Origin of the sequence: Serratia sp. 22264 (assembly GCF_052045345.1) — a bacterium.
Taxonomy (GTDB): Bacteria; Pseudomonadota; Gammaproteobacteria; order Enterobacterales; family Enterobacteriaceae; genus Serratia; species Serratia plymuthica.
Map to the genome: position 1 here is coordinate 342,977 of NZ_JBQEOY010000001.1, position 18,043 is coordinate 361,019.

The 18,043-nt window shown below is 58.9% G+C and carries 18 protein-coding genes and 1 other annotated feature; of the genes, 5 read left to right on the top strand and 13 right to left on the bottom strand.

What is annotated here, in order from left to right; genetic code table 11:
- Positions 1-2: 2 nt before the first annotated feature.
- The 6 genes from hisH to hisL all read right to left on the bottom strand — a co-directional run bounded on the left by hisH (position 3) and on the right by hisL (position 5,173).
- Positions 3-593, bottom strand: a complete 591-nt coding sequence (gene hisH, locus ACTJJ1_RS01645; RefSeq protein ID WP_006324441.1) for an imidazole glycerol phosphate synthase subunit HisH — start codon at positions 591-593, stop codon at positions 3-5.
- Positions 593-1,660, bottom strand: a complete 1,068-nt coding sequence (gene hisB, locus ACTJJ1_RS01650; protein WP_004942447.1) for a bifunctional histidinol-phosphatase/imidazoleglycerol-phosphate dehydratase HisB — start codon at positions 1,658-1,660, stop codon at positions 593-595. Before hisB ends, hisH begins: the two co-directional genes overlap by 1 nt.
- Complete coding sequence (hisC, locus tag ACTJJ1_RS01655) at positions 1,657-2,745, bottom strand: histidinol-phosphate transaminase (RefSeq protein WP_006324443.1); 1,089 nt, start codon at positions 2,743-2,745, stop codon at positions 1,657-1,659. Before hisC ends, hisB begins: the two co-directional genes overlap by 4 nt.
- Positions 2,742-4,049 carry a histidinol dehydrogenase gene (gene hisD, locus ACTJJ1_RS01660; protein ID WP_004942451.1) on the bottom strand — a complete coding sequence of 436 codons (1,308 nt, stop codon included), beginning with the start codon at positions 4,047-4,049 and terminating at the stop codon, positions 2,742-2,744. The genes hisC and hisD overlap by 4 nt, the downstream gene beginning before the upstream one ends.
- Before the next feature lie 4 nt (positions 4,050-4,053).
- Entirely contained in the window at positions 4,054-4,953 is a 900-nt protein-coding gene (gene hisG / locus ACTJJ1_RS01665) for an ATP phosphoribosyltransferase (RefSeq protein ID WP_004942454.1), read from the bottom strand.
- Positions 4,954-5,023: 70 nt separating this feature from the next.
- Positions 5,024-5,150: a sequence feature (His leader region), on the bottom strand.
- Positions 5,126-5,173 carry a his operon leader peptide gene (hisL, locus tag ACTJJ1_RS01670; RefSeq protein ID WP_110605893.1) on the bottom strand — a complete coding sequence of 16 codons (48 nt, stop codon included), beginning with the start codon at positions 5,171-5,173 and terminating at the stop codon, positions 5,126-5,128. It overlaps the preceding feature by 25 nt.
- A gap of 229 nt (positions 5,174-5,402) precedes the next feature.
- On the opposite strand from hisL, the gene ACTJJ1_RS01675 reads away from it, so the two are divergent.
- On the top strand, positions 5,403-6,227 hold the full coding sequence (locus ACTJJ1_RS01675) for an SDR family oxidoreductase (RefSeq protein ID WP_004942456.1): 825 nt from the start codon (positions 5,403-5,405) through the stop codon (positions 6,225-6,227).
- Here the strand turns inward: ACTJJ1_RS01675 and ACTJJ1_RS01680 are convergent.
- Complete coding sequence (locus ACTJJ1_RS01680; RefSeq protein ID WP_440832123.1) at positions 6,220-7,161, bottom strand: LysR family transcriptional regulator; 942 nt, start codon at positions 7,159-7,161, stop codon at positions 6,220-6,222. The genes ACTJJ1_RS01675 and ACTJJ1_RS01680 overlap by 8 nt on opposite strands.
- Positions 7,162-7,409: 248 nt before the next feature.
- Between ACTJJ1_RS01680 and speB the strand changes: the two genes are divergently transcribed.
- A complete protein-coding gene (gene speB / locus ACTJJ1_RS01685) occupies positions 7,410-8,342 on the top strand; it encodes an agmatinase (RefSeq protein ID WP_004942460.1) in 933 nt (310 codons plus the stop codon).
- 71 nt (positions 8,343-8,413) lie between these two features.
- On the top strand, positions 8,414-9,796 hold the full coding sequence (locus ACTJJ1_RS01690) for a sodium:solute symporter (RefSeq protein WP_202291847.1): 1,383 nt from the start codon (positions 8,414-8,416) through the stop codon (positions 9,794-9,796).
- A gap of 22 nt (positions 9,797-9,818) precedes the next feature.
- Here ACTJJ1_RS01690 and ACTJJ1_RS01695 read toward each other — a convergent pair whose 3' ends face one another.
- Both ACTJJ1_RS01695 and ACTJJ1_RS01700 read right to left on the bottom strand, forming a co-directional pair.
- Positions 9,819-10,799, bottom strand: a complete 981-nt coding sequence (locus ACTJJ1_RS01695; RefSeq protein WP_004942465.1) for a magnesium and cobalt transport protein CorA — start codon at positions 10,797-10,799, stop codon at positions 9,819-9,821.
- 13 nt (positions 10,800-10,812) lie between these two features.
- A complete protein-coding gene (locus ACTJJ1_RS01700) occupies positions 10,813-11,232 on the bottom strand; it encodes a GNAT family N-acetyltransferase (RefSeq protein WP_004942481.1) in 420 nt (139 codons plus the stop codon).
- 131 nt (positions 11,233-11,363) lie between these two features.
- Here ACTJJ1_RS01700 and ACTJJ1_RS01705 point away from each other — a divergent pair, with 131 nt between their 5' ends.
- Complete coding sequence (locus ACTJJ1_RS01705) at positions 11,364-12,473, top strand: PQQ-dependent sugar dehydrogenase (protein ID WP_020438773.1); 1,110 nt, start codon at positions 11,364-11,366, stop codon at positions 12,471-12,473.
- 23 nt (positions 12,474-12,496) lie between these two features.
- On the opposite strand, the gene ACTJJ1_RS01710 is transcribed toward ACTJJ1_RS01705, so the two are convergent.
- Positions 12,497-13,117, bottom strand: a complete 621-nt coding sequence (locus ACTJJ1_RS01710) for a glutathione S-transferase family protein (protein ID WP_004942485.1) — start codon at positions 13,115-13,117, stop codon at positions 12,497-12,499.
- Between the two features lie 101 nt (positions 13,118-13,218).
- A complete protein-coding gene (locus tag ACTJJ1_RS01715; protein ID WP_004942490.1) occupies positions 13,219-13,875 on the bottom strand; it encodes an HAD family hydrolase in 657 nt (218 codons plus the stop codon).
- A 295-nt stretch (positions 13,876-14,170) separates the two neighbouring features.
- Between ACTJJ1_RS01715 and ACTJJ1_RS01720 the strand changes: the two genes are divergently transcribed.
- Positions 14,171-15,193, top strand: coding sequence for an isopenicillin N synthase family dioxygenase (locus ACTJJ1_RS01720; protein WP_004942491.1), 1,023 nt, complete (start codon positions 14,171-14,173; stop codon positions 15,191-15,193).
- Positions 15,194-15,257: 64 nt separating this feature from the next.
- On the opposite strand, the gene ACTJJ1_RS01725 is transcribed toward ACTJJ1_RS01720, so the two are convergent.
- Complete coding sequence (locus ACTJJ1_RS01725; protein WP_004942492.1) at positions 15,258-16,403, bottom strand: trans-sulfuration enzyme family protein; 1,146 nt, start codon at positions 16,401-16,403, stop codon at positions 15,258-15,260.
- A 13-nt stretch (positions 16,404-16,416) separates the two neighbouring features.
- Positions 16,417-17,784 (bottom strand): pyridoxal-phosphate dependent enzyme, encoded by a 1,368-nt coding sequence (locus ACTJJ1_RS01730; protein WP_062792965.1) that lies wholly within the window; start codon positions 17,782-17,784, stop codon positions 16,417-16,419.
- Between the last annotated feature and the right edge of the window lie 259 nt (positions 17,785-18,043).

The window sequence follows — 18,043 nt, forward strand, 5'->3', positions numbered from 1 at the left end:
GCCTACATCTCCAGAAAGTTTTTCAACAGCTGCGCGCCGGCCGCTCCAGATCGCTCTGGATGAAACTGCACGCCGAAGAAATTGTCTTTTTGCACGGCGGCGGTGAAGGGCTCGCCGTAGTTCGCCTGGGCGATGGTGCTTGAGCATATCGGCATCGCATAGCTGTGAACGAAGTAAAAGTAGGCACCGTCTTCGATACCGCGGAACAGATGGTGGCCTGCCTGCGCGGAAACCTGATTCCAGCCCATGTGCGGCAACGGCAGACCGAAGTCGGTCATCTGCACCACCGGCGTGTCGATAATGCCCAGCGTGTTGATGCCGCCGCTTTCTTCGCTGCTTTTCGCCAGCAACTGCATGCCGAGGCAAATGCCCAGCACCGGCTGGGTGCAGGCTTTGATCAGATCAATCAGCTCGCGCTCTTTCAATTGATCCATCGCCGCCTGCGCGGTGCCGACGCCCGGCAGGAACAGCTTGTCGGCGCGCAGCACGATCTCCGGATCACGGCTCACCTCCGGCTGGTAACCCAACCGCTGCACCGCATAGGTGACAGACGAAAGGTTGGCGCAGCCGGTGTCCAGAATCACCACGTTCATCACAGCACTCCTTTCGAACTCGGGAGGGTGTTGCCCTCAACGCGGATTGCCTGGCGCAGCGTGCGGCCAAACACTTTGAACAGGCTTTCGACCCGGTGGTGGTCGTTTTTGCCTTTGGTTTTCAGGTGCAGTGTGCAGCCCATGGTGTATGACAGCGAACGGAAGAAGTGTTCGACCATTTCGGTGCTGAGATCGCCGACGCGCTGGTAGTTGAACTCGGCCTTATATTCCAGGTGCGGGCGGCCGGAGATATCCAGCGCGCAACGCGCCAGGCACTCGTCCATTGGCAGCACGAAGCCGAAACGGGCGATGCCGCGCTTGTCGCCCAGCGCTTTGTTCAAGGCTTCGCCGAGCGCCAGGCCGGTGTCTTCTACCGTGTGGTGATCGTCGATATACAGGTCGCCTTTCACGTCGATGTCCATGCGGAAGCCGCCGTGGGTGGCGATCTGATCCAGCATGTGGTCGAAGAAGCCGACGCCGGTCTTGATCTTGCTGCCGCCTTCGCGATCCAGCCAAACGTTGACGTCGATCTGCGTTTCTTTGGTGACGCGATTAACCCGCGCGTGGCGGTCACGTTGGGTCAATTGGCGAGTGATCTCTTTCCAGCCCAGCGCGTCGCGCTGATAGCGCAGCCCCTGAATACCCATGTTTTCCGCCAACTGAACGTCGGTCGGGCGATCGCCGATCACATAGCTGTGGGCGGTATCCATCACGCCTGGTTCCAGATAGCCTTTCACCAGCGCGGTCTTCGGCTTGCGGCAGTCGCAGTTGTCCGCCGGCAGATGCGGGCAGATCAGGATATCTTCAAAGTGAACGCCCTGTGAGCTGAGGATCTGCATCATCAGGCCATGTGGCGCATCGAAGGTTTCCTGCGGGAAACTGGCGGTGCCGAGGCCATCCTGATTGGTGATCATCACCAGCTGATAACCGGCCTGCTGCAAACTCAGCAGCGAAGGGATCACGTCCGGCTCCAGCGCCAGCTTGTCCAGGCGATCGACCTGGAAGTCTTCCGGCGGTTCAGCAATCAGCGTGCCGTCACGGTCAATAAAGAGGAATTTCTGGCTCACATTGGCTCCTGGCGAGTCTTGGTTGCTCCGGGCAGGGCTGACAGCGCATCGACGACACGCCGACATTCGTCGCGGGTGCCTATGGTGATGCGCAGGCAACCGGACAACCCAGGCTGTTTATTTTGGTCTCTTAAGATAATGCCCTGATCCCATAAGGTTTTAAACACATTACTTGAGGCAGTGAATCGTGCCAGCAGGTAATTGCTGTCGCTGGTGAAAACCTGTTCAACGCAGGCGCAGTTTTCCAGTTCGCGTTGCAGCCAGCTTCGGTTGGCCGATATCTCGGTAACGCGCTGACGCATGGTGCGGATCCCTTCGGTGCTGAGCGCCTGAGCGGCGATGTCGGCCACCGGCGTCGACAGTGGGTAGGGTGCAATCACCTTAAGCAGCAGGGTAATGAGATCTTCATTAGCCAACGTAAAACCACAGCGCAGGCCGGCCAGCGCGAAGGCCTTCGACAGAGTGCGCAGGATCGCCAGGTGCGGGTAGTCTTTTAACCAACCGGCGCAGCTTGCCTGTGGGCAGAATTCGATATAGGCCTCGTCAATTGCGACGATCGCCTTGCCTTTGGCCATCTCCAGCAGCGTGCGCAGGTCGTCGGGATCGATCAGATTGCCGGTCGGGTTGTTCGGGCTGCAGACATAAATCAGTTTCACGTTGTCCAGGCTGTCGGCGATAGCCGGCAAATCCAACTGCCAGTCTTGCCTGGCCGCTACGGTGCGGCGCTCCACGCCGAAGGTTTCGGCGCTGACGGCGTACATGCCGTAGGTCGGCGGACAGAACAAAATAGCGTCTTTGCCCGGCTCGCAGAACGCACGGATCAACAGCTCAATGCCTTCATCCGCGCCACGGCTGACCAGCACCTGCTCTTTGTTAACCCCGGCGTAATCGGCGTAGCGCTCGATCACCAGCGCGGGCTGGCATTCCGGGTAACGGTTAAAGGTTTGGGCGGTCAGTTGGAATTCCGGCGCGGTCGGGTATTCGTTGGCATTCAGCCACACGTCGCCGTTGCCGCCCAGGCGGCGTGCCGATTGATAAGGGGTCAGCTCGCGAACGTTGGCGCGTGCCAGATTTTCTATGCTCATGCTTGCTCCTTCAGGGCGGCAACGCGCAGGGTGACGGCGTTTTTGTGGGCAATCAATTGCTCGGCGGTGGCCAGCGTTTCAATGGTGGCCGCCAGATTCATAAAGCCCTGCGGCGTCAGTTCCTGCACCGTCATGCGTTTCTGGAAATCCGCCAGGCCCAGGCTGGAACAGGTGGCGGTATAGCCATAGGTCGGCAATACGTGGTTGGTGCCGGAAGCGTAGTCACCGGCGGACTCCGGCGACCAGTCGCCAAGGAACACCGAACCGGCGCTGGTGATGCTGTCGACCAGCTCGCGGGCGTTACGGGTCTGAATGATCAGGTGTTCCGGGCCATATTGGTTGCTGATGGCAATGCACTCGTCCAAATCTTTGGCGACGATCAGTCGGCTGCTGGCCAGCGCCTGACGGGCGGTTTCGGCGCGCGGCAACTGAGCCAACTGCTGCTCCACCGCAACGGCCACCGCCTGCGCCATGGCCGCGTCCGGGGTCAGCAGGATCACCTGGGAGTCTGGGCCGTGTTCCGCCTGCGACAGCAGGTCAGAGGCGACAAACGCCGGAGTGGCGCCGCTGTCGGCGATCACCAGCACTTCTGAAGGGCCGGCCGGCATATCGATAGCCGCACCGTCCAGCCGTTGGCTGATCTGGCGTTTGGCTTCGGTGACAAAGGCATTGCCCGGTCCGAAGATTTTCGCCACACGCGGCACGGAATCGGTGCCGAACGCCATGGCGGCAATGGCCTGCGCGCCACCTACCTGAAAGACTTCCCGCACGCCGCACAACTGCGCGGCATAGAGAATTTCGTCGGCAATCGGCGGCGGCGAACAGAGCACCACGCGGCGGCAGCCGGCGATGCGCGCCGGGGTTGCCAGCATCAGCACGGTAGAAAACAGCGGTGCGGAACCGCCGGGAATATACAGGCCGACGGAGTCGATCGGGCGGGTTACCTGCTGGCAGCGTACGCCAGGTTGGGTTTCCACATCGACCGGCGGCAGTTGTTGCGCATTGTGGAAGGTTTCCACATTGGCCACCGCCACCGCCATCGCCTGCTTGACCTCGTCACTCAGGCGAGGGCCGGCTGCGGCGATTTGTTCTGCGGTGACGCGCAGCGCGCCAACCTCGGTTTTATCAAATTTGGCGCTGTAATCACGCAGTGCCTGATCACCCTTGGCCTTCACGTTGTCGAGGATTTCGCGCACCGTGCGGGTGATGCTGTCTTCGGCTGCGATCGCCGGGCGCATCAGCAGTTCTGCCCGCTGTTGCTCGCTGCAGTCCGCCCAATTGACGAGGGTATTGAAGGTCGACATGGCGTTACTCCATCATCTTCTCAATTGGCAACACCAGAATGGAGCTGGCACCGAGCGCTTTCAGCTTCTCCATGGTTTCCCAGAACAGGGTTTCACTGCTGACCATGTGCATCGCCACGCGGTTTTGCGCGCCGGCCAGCGGCAGAATGGTAGGGCGCTCGGCACCCGGCAGCAGCGCGACGATTTCGTCCAGGCGCTCGCTCGGCGCGTGCAGCATGATGTATTTGGATTCGCGTGCCTGGATTACGCCCTGAATACGGGTCATCAGGCGATCGATCAACTGTTGTTTCGCCTCCGGCATTTCGCCGTCGCGCTGGATCAGGCAGGCTTTGGAGCGGTAAATCACTTCGACTTCACGCAGGCCGTTGGCTTCCAGAGTTGCGCCGGTAGAGACCAGGTCACAGATGGCGTCGGCCAGACCGGCGCGCGGTGCCACTTCGACGGAACCGTTCAGCAGGCAAGATTTGAAGCGCACGCCCTGTTTGTCGAGGTATTGCTTCAGCAGGTGCGGGTAAGAGGTGGCGATGCGGGAGTCTTGCAGGCTTTGCGGGCCGTTGTATTCACTGTCGAGCGGTGCGGCCAGCGACAGGCGACAGCCGCCGAAGTCCAGGCGGCGCAGGGTGAAGTAACGCGGGTCTTCGCCCTGGGCGCGACGGGTGAGCAGCTCTTCTTCCAGCACGTTCTCACCGATGATGCCCAGATCAACCACGCCATCCATGACCAGCCCTGGGATATCGTCATCACGCACGCGCAGGATATCAATCGGCATATTCTCGGCGAAGGCAATCAGGCGCTGTTGTTGCAGGTTGATTTTGATCCCGCAACGCGCCAGCAGTTCCTGGGATTCATCACTCAGGCGGCCCGATTTCTGCATTGCTATCCGTAAACGTGTTTTGTCCAGCATGGTAACCTCTGTTTTAATCTGTAATTTTATGAATTTATTGTAAAAATTATTTTTCTGTCTGTCCGGAGCCAAAAAAAAACCCTCGGAAGAAATCTTCCGAGGGCTCTCTCTTGCATTCTGCGCGCCACTGGAAGATTAAGAAACCGTCTCCCAGCACACATCGCCTGAAAGACTAGTCAGGATGATGGTGATGATGGTGGTTGAACTGAATGCGTGTCATGGTGTTTTCTCTGTAAAATGTCGGTACAAACCGAATTGCTAATTAACCTAAACTATCCGCTGTCTGTCGCGCAACCCTTTTTTACAGTCATAAATTTAATTTATTGAAACAGGGTGGGTTATTAGCTAGACACGGTTTTACCTAAGCTTAAGCAGGGTGGATTGTATCACCTCACGGAGTGGCGTAGCCTTAATGGGCAGAGCGCTGCGATCTTCAAGAGAGGAAGATAATGAAAAAGGTAGCCATTATTGGTCTGGGCTGGCTGGGGATGCCGCTGGCCCTGTCGCTGATGAGCCGTGGGTTTGACGTGGTCGGTAGTAAAACTACGCCGGATGGCGTCGAGGCCGCGCGCATGAGCGGGATTGAATGTTATCGGCTGGAAATGACGCCTGATCTGATTTGCGATCCGGACGATCTGGAGCCGTTGCTGAGTGTTGATGCGCTGGTGGTGACGCTGCCCGCTCGCCGTACCGTAGAAGGCAGCGAAAACTACTTCAATGCGGTTCGCATGCTGGTGGACAGCGCGATGGCCTTTGGCGTGTCGCGCATCATTTTTACCAGTTCAACCTCGGTGTATGGCGAAACGGCCGGCACGGTGCGCGAAGATTCGCCGCTGAGGCCGGTGACGCCGTCCGGGCGTGTGCTGGCGGAGCTTGAGCGCTGGCTGCATGAACTGCCTAACACCTCGGTGGATATTTTGCGTCTGGCGGGGCTGGTTGGCGCGGATCGTCACCCTGGCCGTTTCCTGGCCGGCAAAGTAGACGTCAAGGGCGGCTCGCAAGGGGTTAATTTGGTACATCAGGATGATGTGATTGCGGCCATTCAACTGCTGCTGAAGCTGCCGAAAGGCGGCCACGTTTATAATCTGTGCGCGCCGGCCCATCCGACCAAGCGCGAGTTCTACCCGGCGCTGGCAGAGCAGTTGCATTTGGCCCCGCCACAGTTTGCCGCCGAGAGCGAGCAGGGCGGCCGGCTGGTAGACGGCAGCCGCATCTGCAACGAACTGGGGTTTGAGTACCAGTACCCGGATCCGGCACGTATGCCGGTCAACTAATTCGCCTCTCAAGCCCCGCTGTCGCGGGGTTTGTTTTTTGCGCTTCCCGCGCCAATTGATTTAAATCCTCCAGCAACGCGCTCAACGCCTCCTTCGGCTGGCCGGGCCGTGTCACCAGGTTTAACGCCGCTTGATATGAGAGCGCTTGCCCACCCAATTGTTTCAATACCCCTTGTTCCACCCAGCGCGCGGCGTAATGGGTCGGCAGGTAGCCGAGATATTCCCCGCTAAGCACCAAATGGGCAACGCTTTCCATATGGTGGGCAACCGCGCCGAGGTTTAAAGGTGCGATAGGGCACAGCCGTTGCGCCAGCAGATAGCCACGTTTAACCCAGCGCGCATTTTCGATCTGTTCGCGGCTCGGTTGCTCGACGGTAAACAGCGGATGATCGTTGCTGCAATAAATCGCCTGCGTTTCCTGGAGCCACGGCTGATACTGCAATTCATTCAACTGCTGGCCAAAGTACCCGATCCCCAGATCGAGCTGTTGATTCAGCAGCCCCTGTTCGAGTTCGGCGGGGGCGCAAATCCGGCACTGCAACTGAACATCCTGATGCCGGTGCTGAAAATGTTTGATGGCGTGACTGAACGGATTGCCCGGCAGCGACACCAGGTTATCCACCAGACCGATCTGCAGATCGCCGGTCAGCAACCCATTTAGCGATTGGCTCACCCGGGTAAAGTCGCGTGCCGCGTTGAACAGACTGCGGCAGGCGATCAGTATGCGCTCCCCTTTCGGGGTCAGCATAAAACCGGATCGGCCACGTTGGCACAGGCGAAAACCCAGCCGGGTCTCCAACGTGGCGAGGTGGGTGCTGATGGTCGACTGATTCATCAACAGCGCCTCCTGGGCGGCGCTGACGCCCTGGGCTTCGGCTACGGCGACAAAAACCCGCAGCAGTCTGAGATCGATATCGCTTAGGTTGGTGAGCACCTTTCCCTCCGCAAGAATAGCCGGCTGTTAACCTTCTGATAACATCATCGCAATGGGCCTCCAAGGTTGGAAGCCTGCGTTCATATGTCATGGATTTGAAATAAAAATCAATAGTTCAATGTGTTACTGGCATCGGCGTTTTCGATGCTTACATTCCAAAGATGGAATGGTAGCCCTTTCTGGCGGCGGGTAGCCTGTGTTTGTTATCTGAATGTTGGCATTTTCGACGTCTGAGAAAAGGAAAGAACATGTTGAATCAACCCCAGAGCGGTAATGAGATGCCGCGTTTTGCCGGCATCCCCACCATGATGCGCCTGCCCGTAGCCGATGATGCCCAGGGGCTGGCTGCGGCCTTTGTCGGCATTCCTCTCGATATAGGCACCTCGAATCGAAGTGGAACGCGCTACGGGCCACGGCAAATTCGCCAGGAGTCGGTGATGCTCCGTCCCTACAACATGGGCACCGGCGCCGCGCCTTTTGAGCGGCTGCAAGTCGCCGATTTAGGTGATATCGCCATTAATCCTTACAGCCTGGAGGACAGTGTTCGTCGCATTGAGCTGGCCTATAACGGCATTTTGTCCCACGGTTGCGTTCCGCTGACGCTGGGGGGCGATCACACGCTGACGCTGCCGATCCTGCGCGCCGTCGCCCGCCATCATGGCCCGGTTGGGTTAATCCATGTTGACGCCCATTCTGACACCAACGAAGAGATGTTCGGCGAAAAGCTGGCCCACGGCACCACTTTTCGCCGCGCCTATGAAGAAGGGCTGCTGGAGCCGCAACGGGTGGTGCAGATTGGCCTGCGCGGCAGCGGTTATGCGGCGGACGATTTTGATTGGTCGCGGCGGCAGGGGTTCCGTGTGGTGCCTGCGGAAGCCTGCTGGTATCGCTCGCTGGCACCGTTGATGGCGGAGGTGCGTCAGCAAATGGGCGGTGCTCCGGTTTACCTCAGCTTTGATATCGACGGGCTGGATCCGGCGTTTGCGCCGGGCACCGGGACACCGGAGGTGGGCGGGCTGTCGGTTTGGCAGGGGCTGGAGATCGTCAGGGGATGCCGGGGGTTGAATCTGATCGGCGCGGACGTGGTGGAGGTCTCGCCGGCTTATGACCGTTCCGGCAACACGGCTCTGCTGGCGGCAAACCTGCTGTTTGAAATGCTGTGCGTCCTGCCTGACAGATAAGACGCTGCGAACCCGAACCGGCGGAGCCGTTGCGCCTGAGTTCACATAACAACAAGCATACGGAGTGGCCAATGAATCTCGATCTGCTGGTAGTGGTGTTTTATTTTTTGATGATAGGGGCGGTGGGCTGGTTGGGCGTACGACGTGCCGCCACCAAAGAGGATTACCTGGTTGCCGGCCGCAATCTGGGGCCGGGGCTGTATCTTGGTACGTTGTCCGCCGTGGTGCTCGGCGGCGCGTCAACCATCGGCAGCGTCAAACTGGGTTATACCTATGGCATCTCCGGCGTGTGGCTGTGCGGCGCGCTGGGGGCGGGCATTGTGGTATTGAGCACGGTGTTGGCCAAACCGCTGCTCCAGTTAAAGCTGTATACCGTCAGCCAGGTGCTGGCGCGCCGCTATCATCCGGCAGCCAGGGTCACCAGCGGTGCCATCATGTTGGCGTATGACCTGATGGTGGCGGTGACCTCGATTATCGCCATCGGCAGCGTGATGCAGGTGATGTTTGATCTGCCTTTTGTCGCGTCAATTCTGCTGGGGGGCGGTTTGGTGGTGCTCTATTCTACGCTGGGCGGCATGTGGTCACTGACGCTCACCGATATCATCCAGTTTATCATCATGACCGTCGGCATGATGCTGGTGCTGATGCCGATGAGTATCGTCAAGGCCGGCGGCTGGGAAGCCTTCGGTAACCTGTTGCCGGCCGGTTATTATCAGCTGTCGTCCATCGGACTGGACACCATACTGGTGTTTTTCCTGATCTACTTCTTTGGCATCCTGATTGGTCAGGATATCTGGCAGAGGGTATTTACCGCCCGCAGCGCCAATGTCGCGCGCTATGCCGGCCTGGGGGCCGGGGTCTACTGTGTGCTGTATGGCGTCACAGGTGCGCTGATCGGCATGGCGGGCAAGATTGTCCTGCCGCAGTTGGCCAACACCGACGGCGCCTTTGCCGCCATCGCTCAGGCGGTATTACCGGCAGGCGTTAGCGGGCTGGTGGCCGCCGCCGCCCTGGCTGCGCTGATGTCAACCGCCAGCGCATGCCTGTTGGCTTCTTCCACCATCGCGCTGGAAGACGTGTTGCCGGCGATCCGCAAGCGGCCTTCGGGCGGGCTGGCGGCCGGGCGATTGACCACCCTGATCATGGGCGTGATTATGCTGGGGCTGGCGTTTCTGGTAAGGGATGTCATGGCGGCACTGACGCTGGCTTATAATTTGCTGGTGGGCGGCATGCTGATCCCGCTGGTCGGGGCGATTTTCTGGCAGCGAGCCACCAGCACCGGCGCTATCGCGAGCATGTTGGCCGGTAGCCTGTGTGTGTTGGGGCTGATGTATTATCACGGCATCGAGGCCAACAGCCCGATCTACGGTGGGCTGCTGGCGGGCGGTGTAGCCTTTGTGCTTGGTAGCCTGTTGACCCGGCAAAACCCGCAACCGCAGGTACTGTCTGAGTAATTTGGCAAAACGGGGTTGCCGTTTACAACCAGCCGGACTTCTTCAGTTTCTGATACAGGAAGAAACAGCCGGCGACGGTCACCCCGAGGGTGGCGTGGTAGGCCCAGGGGAATTTCAGCTCGGGCATGTCGGCAAAGTTCATGCCGTACAGGCTGAAAACCACGGTCGGGATCGCCAGGATCGCCCCCCAACCCGCCAGCCGTTTCACCACTTCGTTCTGTTTAACGGTGACCAGCGCCAGGTTCACGTGCATCGCATTGGTCAGCATTTCGCGCATGTCGTCGATGTTGCTGACCACCTGGCGTGCATGATCCTGAACGTCCCGCACGTAGGCACGCAGTTCCTTCGGGATCACCTCTTCATGCAGGCGAATGAGTTGATTACAGATTTCGTCCATCGGCCACGCGGCATTGCGCAGCGCCAGCAGGTGCCGCCGCAGGGTATAGACGTTCTCGATGGCGGCTTGATCAAACTCCGATTTGAACATGTTGGCTTCGATGCCTTCGATGCTCGCCTCGAATTTGGCCACTACGGTGCGGTAGTTATCCACCACAAAGTCCAGCACCGAATACAGTGCAAAGCCGGGTCCGTGGCACAGCTGCTTCTGGTTTTCCTCCGCTTTGGCTCTGATCGGCGCATAGCTGGGTGACGCGCCGTGGCGCACCGTGACCAAAAAGTTTTTGCCCACGAAGAAGTGGGTTTCACCGTACTCGACTTCGTTGTCGCCCCACTGCGCGGTTTTGACCACGATAAACAGCGAATCGCCGTAGGCTTCGAGCTTGGGCCGTTGGTGGGCGCACAGCGCATCCTCAATCGCCAGATCGTGCAGGCCGAACTCTTCCTGCACCTTGCGCATAAAGGCGTCCTCCGGCTGCCAAAGCCCGAGCCAGACGAAGGTATCCGGCTGCTTGACCACGTCGCTGATGTCATCAATGGTCACTTCACCCAGCCGTTTACCGGCTTTGTACGCCACGCTGTTCACAACCATGGTTGCGGTTTCCATCAGGCCACCTGTTTTATTCAATTAGGGTTTTAGTGAGCAAGTAACATTCATGCTCCACCGGGTAATTCTTTAGCGTCATTTGGAGTTGGTAGCCAAGTTTCTCGTAGAACGGCCGAGCCTGGAAACTGAAGGTATCTAAACGAACGTAACGACAGCCACGGGCGATAGCTTCCTGTTCGGCGGCCAGCAGCACTTTACGGCCCAGCCCGGTGCCACGCTGCGAATCCGCCACCCATAGCCAGTCGACGCTGAGCCAGTAGCCCCAGGTCTCTGCGGTCAGCCCGGCGACAACCTGACCGGAAGCATCCCGGGTATAGACGCCAAGCGGTTTACGCTGGCTGGCATCAATGTACGGGCTGTTATGGGCCCTCAGACCTTGTCGGATGGCATCAAGGGTGTCTTCACTGAGTGTATCGGTTACGGTGATATCCATGTTTTCTCCTGAGTAATTCGTTAACTTAAGCTCAGTTTGGCTAAAATTCAACATATTGAAATTTAAAACAAACGTCGGAATCGACCTGCTGGGCTACACTGAATGGGTCGGTTTTTGTCCAGGAGGATGCCATGCCCCGATTGACCATGATGGCCGGTTTGCTGTTATTCAGTGGCCTGCTACAGGCCGCACCGGCGGTAACGCAGTTGCAAGACAAGCTGGAACACCCGTGGTCGCTGGCGTTTTTGCCCGGTGAACAAGGGATGTTAATTACCGAACGACCGGGGCGTTTGCGGTTATGGCAGCAGGGCAAAGGGCTGTCAGCGCCGATTACCGGCGTGCCGCAGGTGTATGCCGAAGGGCAGGGTGGCCTGTTGGAAGTGCTGTTGGCGCCAGATTTTGCCGACAGCCGCCGGGTTTACCTCAGCTTTGCCGAAGCGGGTGATGACGGCAAGGCGGGCACCGCAGTGGGCTATGGGCGGCTGAGCGCCGACAACCGGCGGCTGGACGGTTTCAAGGTGATTTTCCGCCAGCAGCCGAAGCTGTCGGTCGGCAACCATTTTGGCGGCAAGTTGGCGTTCGATCGTCGGGGCTATCTGTTTATCGCGTTGGGTGAAAATAACCAACGGCCGACGGCGCAGGATTTGGACAAGCTGCAAGGTAAGGTGGTGCGCTTAACTGCCGACGGCGCGGTACCGCCGGATAATCCGTTTGTCGGCCAGGCCGGCAAGCGGCCGGAAATCTGGTCTTATGGTCACCGTAACCCGCAAGGACTGGCGCTGAACCCGTGGAGCGGAGCGCTCTGGGAGCACGAGCACGGCCCGCGCGGCGGCGATGAGATCAATCTTCCTCGGGCGGGCAAAAACTACGGCTGGCCTATCGCCACCTACGGCATCAATTACTCCGGTTTGGCGATCCCGGAGGCGAAAGGGCAGAAAGTGGCCGGCACCGAACAGCCGTTGCATTATTGGCAAGTATCGCCGGGCATCAGCGGCATGGCGTTTTACAACGGTAGCCGTTTCCCGGAATGGCAGGGCTCGCTGTTTATCGGTGCGCTGGCGCAGGAGGCATTGATTCGTTTGACGTTGCAGGGCGACAAGGTGATCGCCGAACAGCGGTTGCTGGAGGATCGAGGGGAAAGGATCCGCGAGGTACGGACAGGGCCGGATGGCTATATTTATCTGTTAACCGATGCGGATAACGGCAAGCTGTTGCGTGTCGGGCTGACGGAGAAATCATAGCGCCCCAACGGGGCGCGCAACACTCAGGTTAACTCGCTCATCACGGCGCGTTGATAGGCCGGGCGTTCGGTCAACCGTTGGTACCAGCGCTCCATGTTCGGGCGCGGACGGCGCTCAATCGGCATGGAGAACCAGGCGTAAGCAAAGCTGCCGAGCGGAATGTCGCCGAAACCGAAGGCTTCGCCGGACAGATAAGGCTGGCTGCCCAGAGTGGCTTCCACCACGTCGAAGTGTTTTTCCAGCGTGGCGATCGCCGCTTCGATTTTCGCCATGTCGCGCAGTTCTGGTTTAGTGCGCACCAGTCCCCAGAACACGATGGAGAAGGACGCGACGATAGTGGAGGTTGTCCAGTCCATCCACTTCTCTGCGCTGGCTCGCGCCTGCAGATCCTGCGGGTAGAACGGCTCGCTGCCAAACTTCGCCGCCAGATAACGCACGATGGTATTCGATTCCCAGAGCACGAAGTCATCGTCTTGCAGCAACGGCACCAGGCCATTCGGGTTTAACGAACGATAGAGCTCTTCGTTCACCTTACCGAATGCGCCGCCGGCATTGATATGGGTGTAGCTTAACTCCAGCTCTGCGGCGCACCACAGCACTTTTCTGACATTATTTGAATTCTCACGACCCCAGATGGTCAGCATAGAGCCCCTCTTTAAGCTTCAGCGGATTAACAAACCTAAGTGATTATTCTTACGCCACAATTTGGGTTTTGTCACATCCGGATGGCATTTTTTGCCCGCTTTCAGCGTTCCCAGCGGCACACTTCCCAGCCGTGTTCGACAGCCAACGCATGCAGATCGCTGTCTGGGTTAATCACCGTAGCGCTGTCGACATATTCCAGCATCGCCTTGTCGTTCAGCGAGTCGCTGTAACCGTGGCTGTGTTCGAAGCTCAGCTCCGGGTGTTCCGCCAGCCACTGCTTCAGGCGGATCACCTTGCCTTTTTGGTAGGTCATGGTGCCGTAGGTGTCACCGGTGAAGCGTCCGTCTTCAATGGAGACGCCAATCGCCAGCGCACCGTCGGCACCGAGCTGTTCGGCTATCGGCGCGACCAGATGTTCGCCGGTGGCGGAAATGACCAGAATGCAGTCGCCGCGCTCGCGGTGCCACAGCAATCGCTCACGTGCAGCGGGATAAACCCGCGGCAGGATATCGCGTCGGATATAGCGCTGTACCCAACCGGCCACCGTCTGGGTGCTTAAGCCGGTCAGCGGCGTCAGGGTGGCCTGCATGTAGTCCTCCATTGACAGCTTGCCCTGGTAATAGAGCTGCATCAGCTGTTGTTCCTGCTGTTCCAGTTCCGCCGGCGCGAACCCTTCCGCCACCAGCCAACGGATCCACAGGCTGGCGCTGTCATCATCAATCAGGGTCTCATCCAGGTCGAACAAGGCTAAATCCATCAGTATTTCTCCGGCAGGCAGGGAGGGAAACGGGGGGTTGAATACAACAATAGCGGATACCCTATGCCGCCAGCCAGTGGCGGCGACGAAATTGCGCAGAGCATAAGAAACATTGATGACGGTTTTACGTCATTTTGTTGAACCTTTGCATATCTTAGAACGCAACAATATTGGCTCGCCCGTCAGACTGGGTGGTAACTATAGGGGTATACGCAGGCCATTCAGGAGCTGAAAATGTTGATAATTCGCCTTTATACCGGCCCGGTTTTTGTTGGGGATGACGAGGAACAGGACAATGACACCACCACTGACGCTGAAGACGCTGCCGCTGTTGGATCTTTCGCAGCTTGACGGTGATGCGCAGCAGCGGCAGGCGTTTCTCGACGGCTTGCGTGCGGCGGCGCGTGACGTAGGTTTCTTTTATCTGCGCGGACACGGCGTCGATACCCGGTTGAATGCGCAATTGCAGCAGCGGGCAAGGCAATTTTTCGCGTTACCGGAAGCGGACAAGCTGGCTGTGCAGATGGTTCATTCGCCACACTTTCGCGGCTATAACCGTGCGGCAGCGGAGTTGACGCGTGGCCAGCCGGACTGGCGCGAGCAGTTTGATATCGGCGCGGAACGCCCGGCGTTGCAACTGGCCGAAGAAACGCCGCGCTGGGCACGATTGCAGGGGCCGAATCAATGGCCAGAGGCGCTGCCCGAGCTGAAACCGCTGCTGTTGCAATGGCAGCAAGCGATGACCGGCATGTCGTTGCGGTTACTGCGCGCTTTTGCGCTGGCGCTTTCGTTGCCGGAGCAGGCGTTTGACCCGCTCTACGGCGAGAAGCCGAATGAACACATCAAGCTGATCCGTTACCCGGGGCGCGAAGCGACCGCCAGCGGGCAGGGGGTGGGTGCCCATAAGGATTCCGGTTTCCTCAGCTTCCTGCTGCAAGACCGGCAAAAAGGTTTGCAGGTCGAAGTCAGCGAAGGGAACTGGGTCGACGCCGAGCCGCGCGAGGAGACCTTCGTGGTCAACATCGGCGAGCTGCTGGAACTGGCGACCAACGGTTATTTGCGCGCTACGGTGCATCGGGTGGAGACGCCGCCGGCGGGAAGCGACAGGCTGTCGATCGCTTTCTTCCTGGGAGCACGGTTAGACGCCGTGGTGCCGTTGTATCAACTGCCTGCGCAACTGGCGGCAGAGGCGCGCGGCCCGGCCAGCGATCCGCATAATCCGCTGTTCCGCGACGTGGGCTTTAACTATCTGAAGGGGCGGATCCGCTCCCACCCCGATGTGGCGCAGCGCCACTATCAGGATGTCGTCGGCGTTTGACTGCGGATAACAAAAAGGCCTGGCGGTAAGCCAGGCCTTTTTATCTCATGTTCATGACGGGGGATTATTCCGCCAGCGCCTGTTGCAGATCGGCGATCAAATCTTCCACATCCTCAATCCCCACCGACAGGCGCAGCAACTGCGGCGTGATGCCGGTTTTCAGCCGCTGCTCCAGCGGGATCGACGCATGGGTCATGCTGAATGGCTGGCTGATCAGGCTTTCAACGCCGCCCAGGCTTTCCGCCAGGGTGAACAGTTGCGAACGCTTGATGACCCGGCGCGCAAAGGCGTCATCACCTTTCAGCCGGACCGAAATCATGCCCCCGAAGCTGCTCATTTGCTTTGCCGCCAGCGCGTGCTGCGGGTGGCTCGGCAGGCCTGGGTAATAAACATCCTCCACCTGCGGCTGGGTTTCCAGCCACTGGGCGATACGCAAGGCGCTGTTGCTGTGGCGCTCCATGCGCAACGCCAGCGTACGGATACCGCGCAGCGTCAGGAAGCTGCTGAACGGATCGAGGATGCCGCCCACCGCGTTTTGCAGGAAGCCCAGTTGTTCCGCCAGCGCCGCGTTATCACCCACGGCAGCGACTCCGGCCACCACGTCGGAATGCCCATTAAGGTATTTGGTGGCGGAATGCACCACCACATCGAACCCCAGCTCCAGCGGCCGCTGAATATACGGCGAGGCGAAAGTGTTGTCCGCCACGCTGATCAACCCGTGTTTTTTGGCGATAGCGGCAATGGCGCTCAGATCGGCCAGCTTCAACAGCGGGTTGGTGGGCGTTTCTACCCAGATCATTTTGGTTTCCGGCTCGATCGCCTGTTCCAGCGCGGCGATGTCCTCCGGGGAAACATAGGTGACGCGTAAACCGGCGGTACGGCTGCGCACCTTTTCCAGCAGGCGGTAGGTGCCGCCGTACAGATCGTCGACCGCCACCAGATGGCTGCCCTGATCGAGCAGCTCCAGTACCGTTGAGCAGGCCGCAAGGCCGGAGGCAAAGGCGTAGCCGCGGCTGCCGCCTTCCAGCTCGGCGATGGCGCTTTCGAGCGCGGTGCGCGTCGGGTTGGCGCTGCGTGAATATTCGTAGCCGGTGTGCTCGCCCGGCGCCGGTTGGGCGTAGGTCGAGGTGGCGTAGATAGCCGGCATCACTGCGCCGGTGGCGTCCGGGGTGTATCCGGCATGAACGGTCAACGTATCGAACTTGGCCATACAATAATCCTTATTAACGTAATTTTTGGCGCCAGGCGTTAAGCACGTCTGTCCGGGTAATCAGGCCGAGGAAGCGCTCGCCGTCGAGCACCACCGCAACGTGGCCGTGATTGAAGGTGGCGAGCAAATCCTGATAGCTGGCCTCTTTTTGCAAGGTGTTGACCGACTGGGTCATGGCGCGGGTAGCCGGCAGACTAAAGTGGCTGGCGTCCGCCTGAACCGCATTGAGCAGATCCCACTCATCGATCAGGCCGACCACGCGATCGCCCTCCAATACCGGCAGTTGCGAAATGTCATACAGCCGCATGCGGGCATGAACGATCGCCAGAGTATCTTCCGGCGCGACCGACACCGCTGCGCCCTCGTCGTGACGGTAGGCGATCAGATCGCGCAGATCGTCGTGCTGCGGTTTGCTCAACAGGCCCTGTTCCAGCATCCAGTGATCGTTATACATTTTGGACAGGTATTTGTTGCCGCTGTCGCAAACGAAGGTGACCACGCGTTTTGGTTCGGTCTGCGCCCGGCAATAGCGCAGCGCGGCGGCTAAAAGGGTGCCGGTGGATGAACCGGCCAGCACGCCTTCTTTGCGCAGCAGATCGCGCGCGGTGGTGAAGGCTTCGGCATCACCGATGCGGTAAGCGTTACGCACCTGATTGAAGTTGCTCAGCGGCGGAATGAAATCTTCGCCGATGCCTTCCACCAGCCAACTGCCGGCTTCGCCGATCTGGCCGTTATCGAGATAGTCCGCCAGGATCGAGCCGGCAGGGTCGGCCAACACAAACTCGGTTTGCGGCGATACGTCGGCAAAATACTGGCTCAGGCCGCCCAGGGTACCGCCTGAACCGACCCCGACCACGATGGCATCCACCCGATTCTCCATCTGCTGCCACAGTTCAGGCGCAGTGGTGCGGGTATGGGCCGCAGGGTTGGCCGGATTGTTGAACTGATCGATATAGAAAGCGCCGGGGATCTCATCCGCCAGCCGTTTGGCGTAATCCTGATAGTAAGCCGGGTGGCCTTTGCCCACGTCCGAACGCGTCAGCACCACCTCAACCCCCAGCGCACGCAGATGGAAAATCTTCTCGCGGCTCATCTTATCCGGCACCACCAGCAGCAGTTTATAGCCCTTCAGGGCCGCCACCAGCGCCAGCCCCAGGCCGGTATTGCCGGCGGTGGCTTCAATGATGGTGCCACCGGGTTGCAGGCTGCCGTCGCGCTCGGCCTGCTCGATCATCGACAGCGCCACGCGATCCTTGATCGAGCCGCCGGGGTTTTGGTTTTCCAGTTTGACGAACAGCCGGCAGGGGCCGGTATCGAACTGGGTCAGTTCCAGCATCGGGGTATTGCCGATCATGTCGATGACGGAGTGCGGTATTGCCATGGGTAATCTCCAGGATAATTCGGTTTAAAAACCGTTATCTGGATGATAGCGCTGTGAATAAGCGCATTAAAAAGAACAAATAACCGTTCAATATGCATTTTTGGAATATATTAGTCTGATTTGGACGTATAGATGCGCAGATGTTCAGCGGTTCAGATGTGCAGCCGTATAGCCGTTAGTGGTATAAGAAAACATCGTATGGCTGGCTTTTCATCCAAATTGCGCGACAGAGCGTACAGTTATGTAAAAATGATGAAAA

Coding starts and splice junctions, on each gene's coding strand:
- hisH (WP_006324441.1), bottom strand. CDS start 593: ATGAACGTGGTGATTCTGGACACCGGCTGCGCCAACCTTTCGTCTGTC.
- hisC (WP_006324443.1), bottom strand. CDS start 2,745: ATGAGCATAGAAAATCTGGCACGCGCCAACGTTCGCGAGCTGACCCCT.
- hisD (WP_004942451.1), bottom strand. CDS start 4,049: ATGTCGACCTTCAATACCCTCGTCAATTGGGCGGACTGCAGCGAGCAA.
- hisG (WP_004942454.1), bottom strand. CDS start 4,953: ATGCTGGACAAAACACGTTTACGGATAGCAATGCAGAAATCGGGCCGC.
- ACTJJ1_RS01675 (WP_004942456.1), top strand. CDS start 5,403: ATGAAAAAGGTAGCCATTATTGGTCTGGGCTGGCTGGGGATGCCGCTG.
- speB (WP_004942460.1), top strand. CDS start 7,410: ATGTTGAATCAACCCCAGAGCGGTAATGAGATGCCGCGTTTTGCCGGC.
- ACTJJ1_RS01690 (WP_202291847.1), top strand. CDS start 8,414: ATGAATCTCGATCTGCTGGTAGTGGTGTTTTATTTTTTGATGATAGGG.
- ACTJJ1_RS01695 (WP_004942465.1), bottom strand. CDS start 10,799: ATGGAAACCGCAACCATGGTTGTGAACAGCGTGGCGTACAAAGCCGGT.
- ACTJJ1_RS01700 (WP_004942481.1), bottom strand. CDS start 11,232: ATGGATATCACCGTAACCGATACACTCAGTGAAGACACCCTTGATGCC.
- ACTJJ1_RS01705 (WP_020438773.1), top strand. CDS start 11,364: ATGCCCCGATTGACCATGATGGCCGGTTTGCTGTTATTCAGTGGCCTG.
- ACTJJ1_RS01710 (WP_004942485.1), bottom strand. CDS start 13,117: ATGCTGACCATCTGGGGTCGTGAGAATTCAAATAATGTCAGAAAAGTG.
- ACTJJ1_RS01715 (WP_004942490.1), bottom strand. CDS start 13,875: ATGGATTTAGCCTTGTTCGACCTGGATGAGACCCTGATTGATGATGAC.
- ACTJJ1_RS01720 (WP_004942491.1), top strand. CDS start 14,171: ATGACACCACCACTGACGCTGAAGACGCTGCCGCTGTTGGATCTTTCG.
- ACTJJ1_RS01725 (WP_004942492.1), bottom strand. CDS start 16,403: ATGGCCAAGTTCGATACGTTGACCGTTCATGCCGGATACACCCCGGAC.
- ACTJJ1_RS01730 (WP_062792965.1), bottom strand. CDS start 17,784: ATGGCAATACCGCACTCCGTCATCGACATGATCGGCAATACCCCGATG.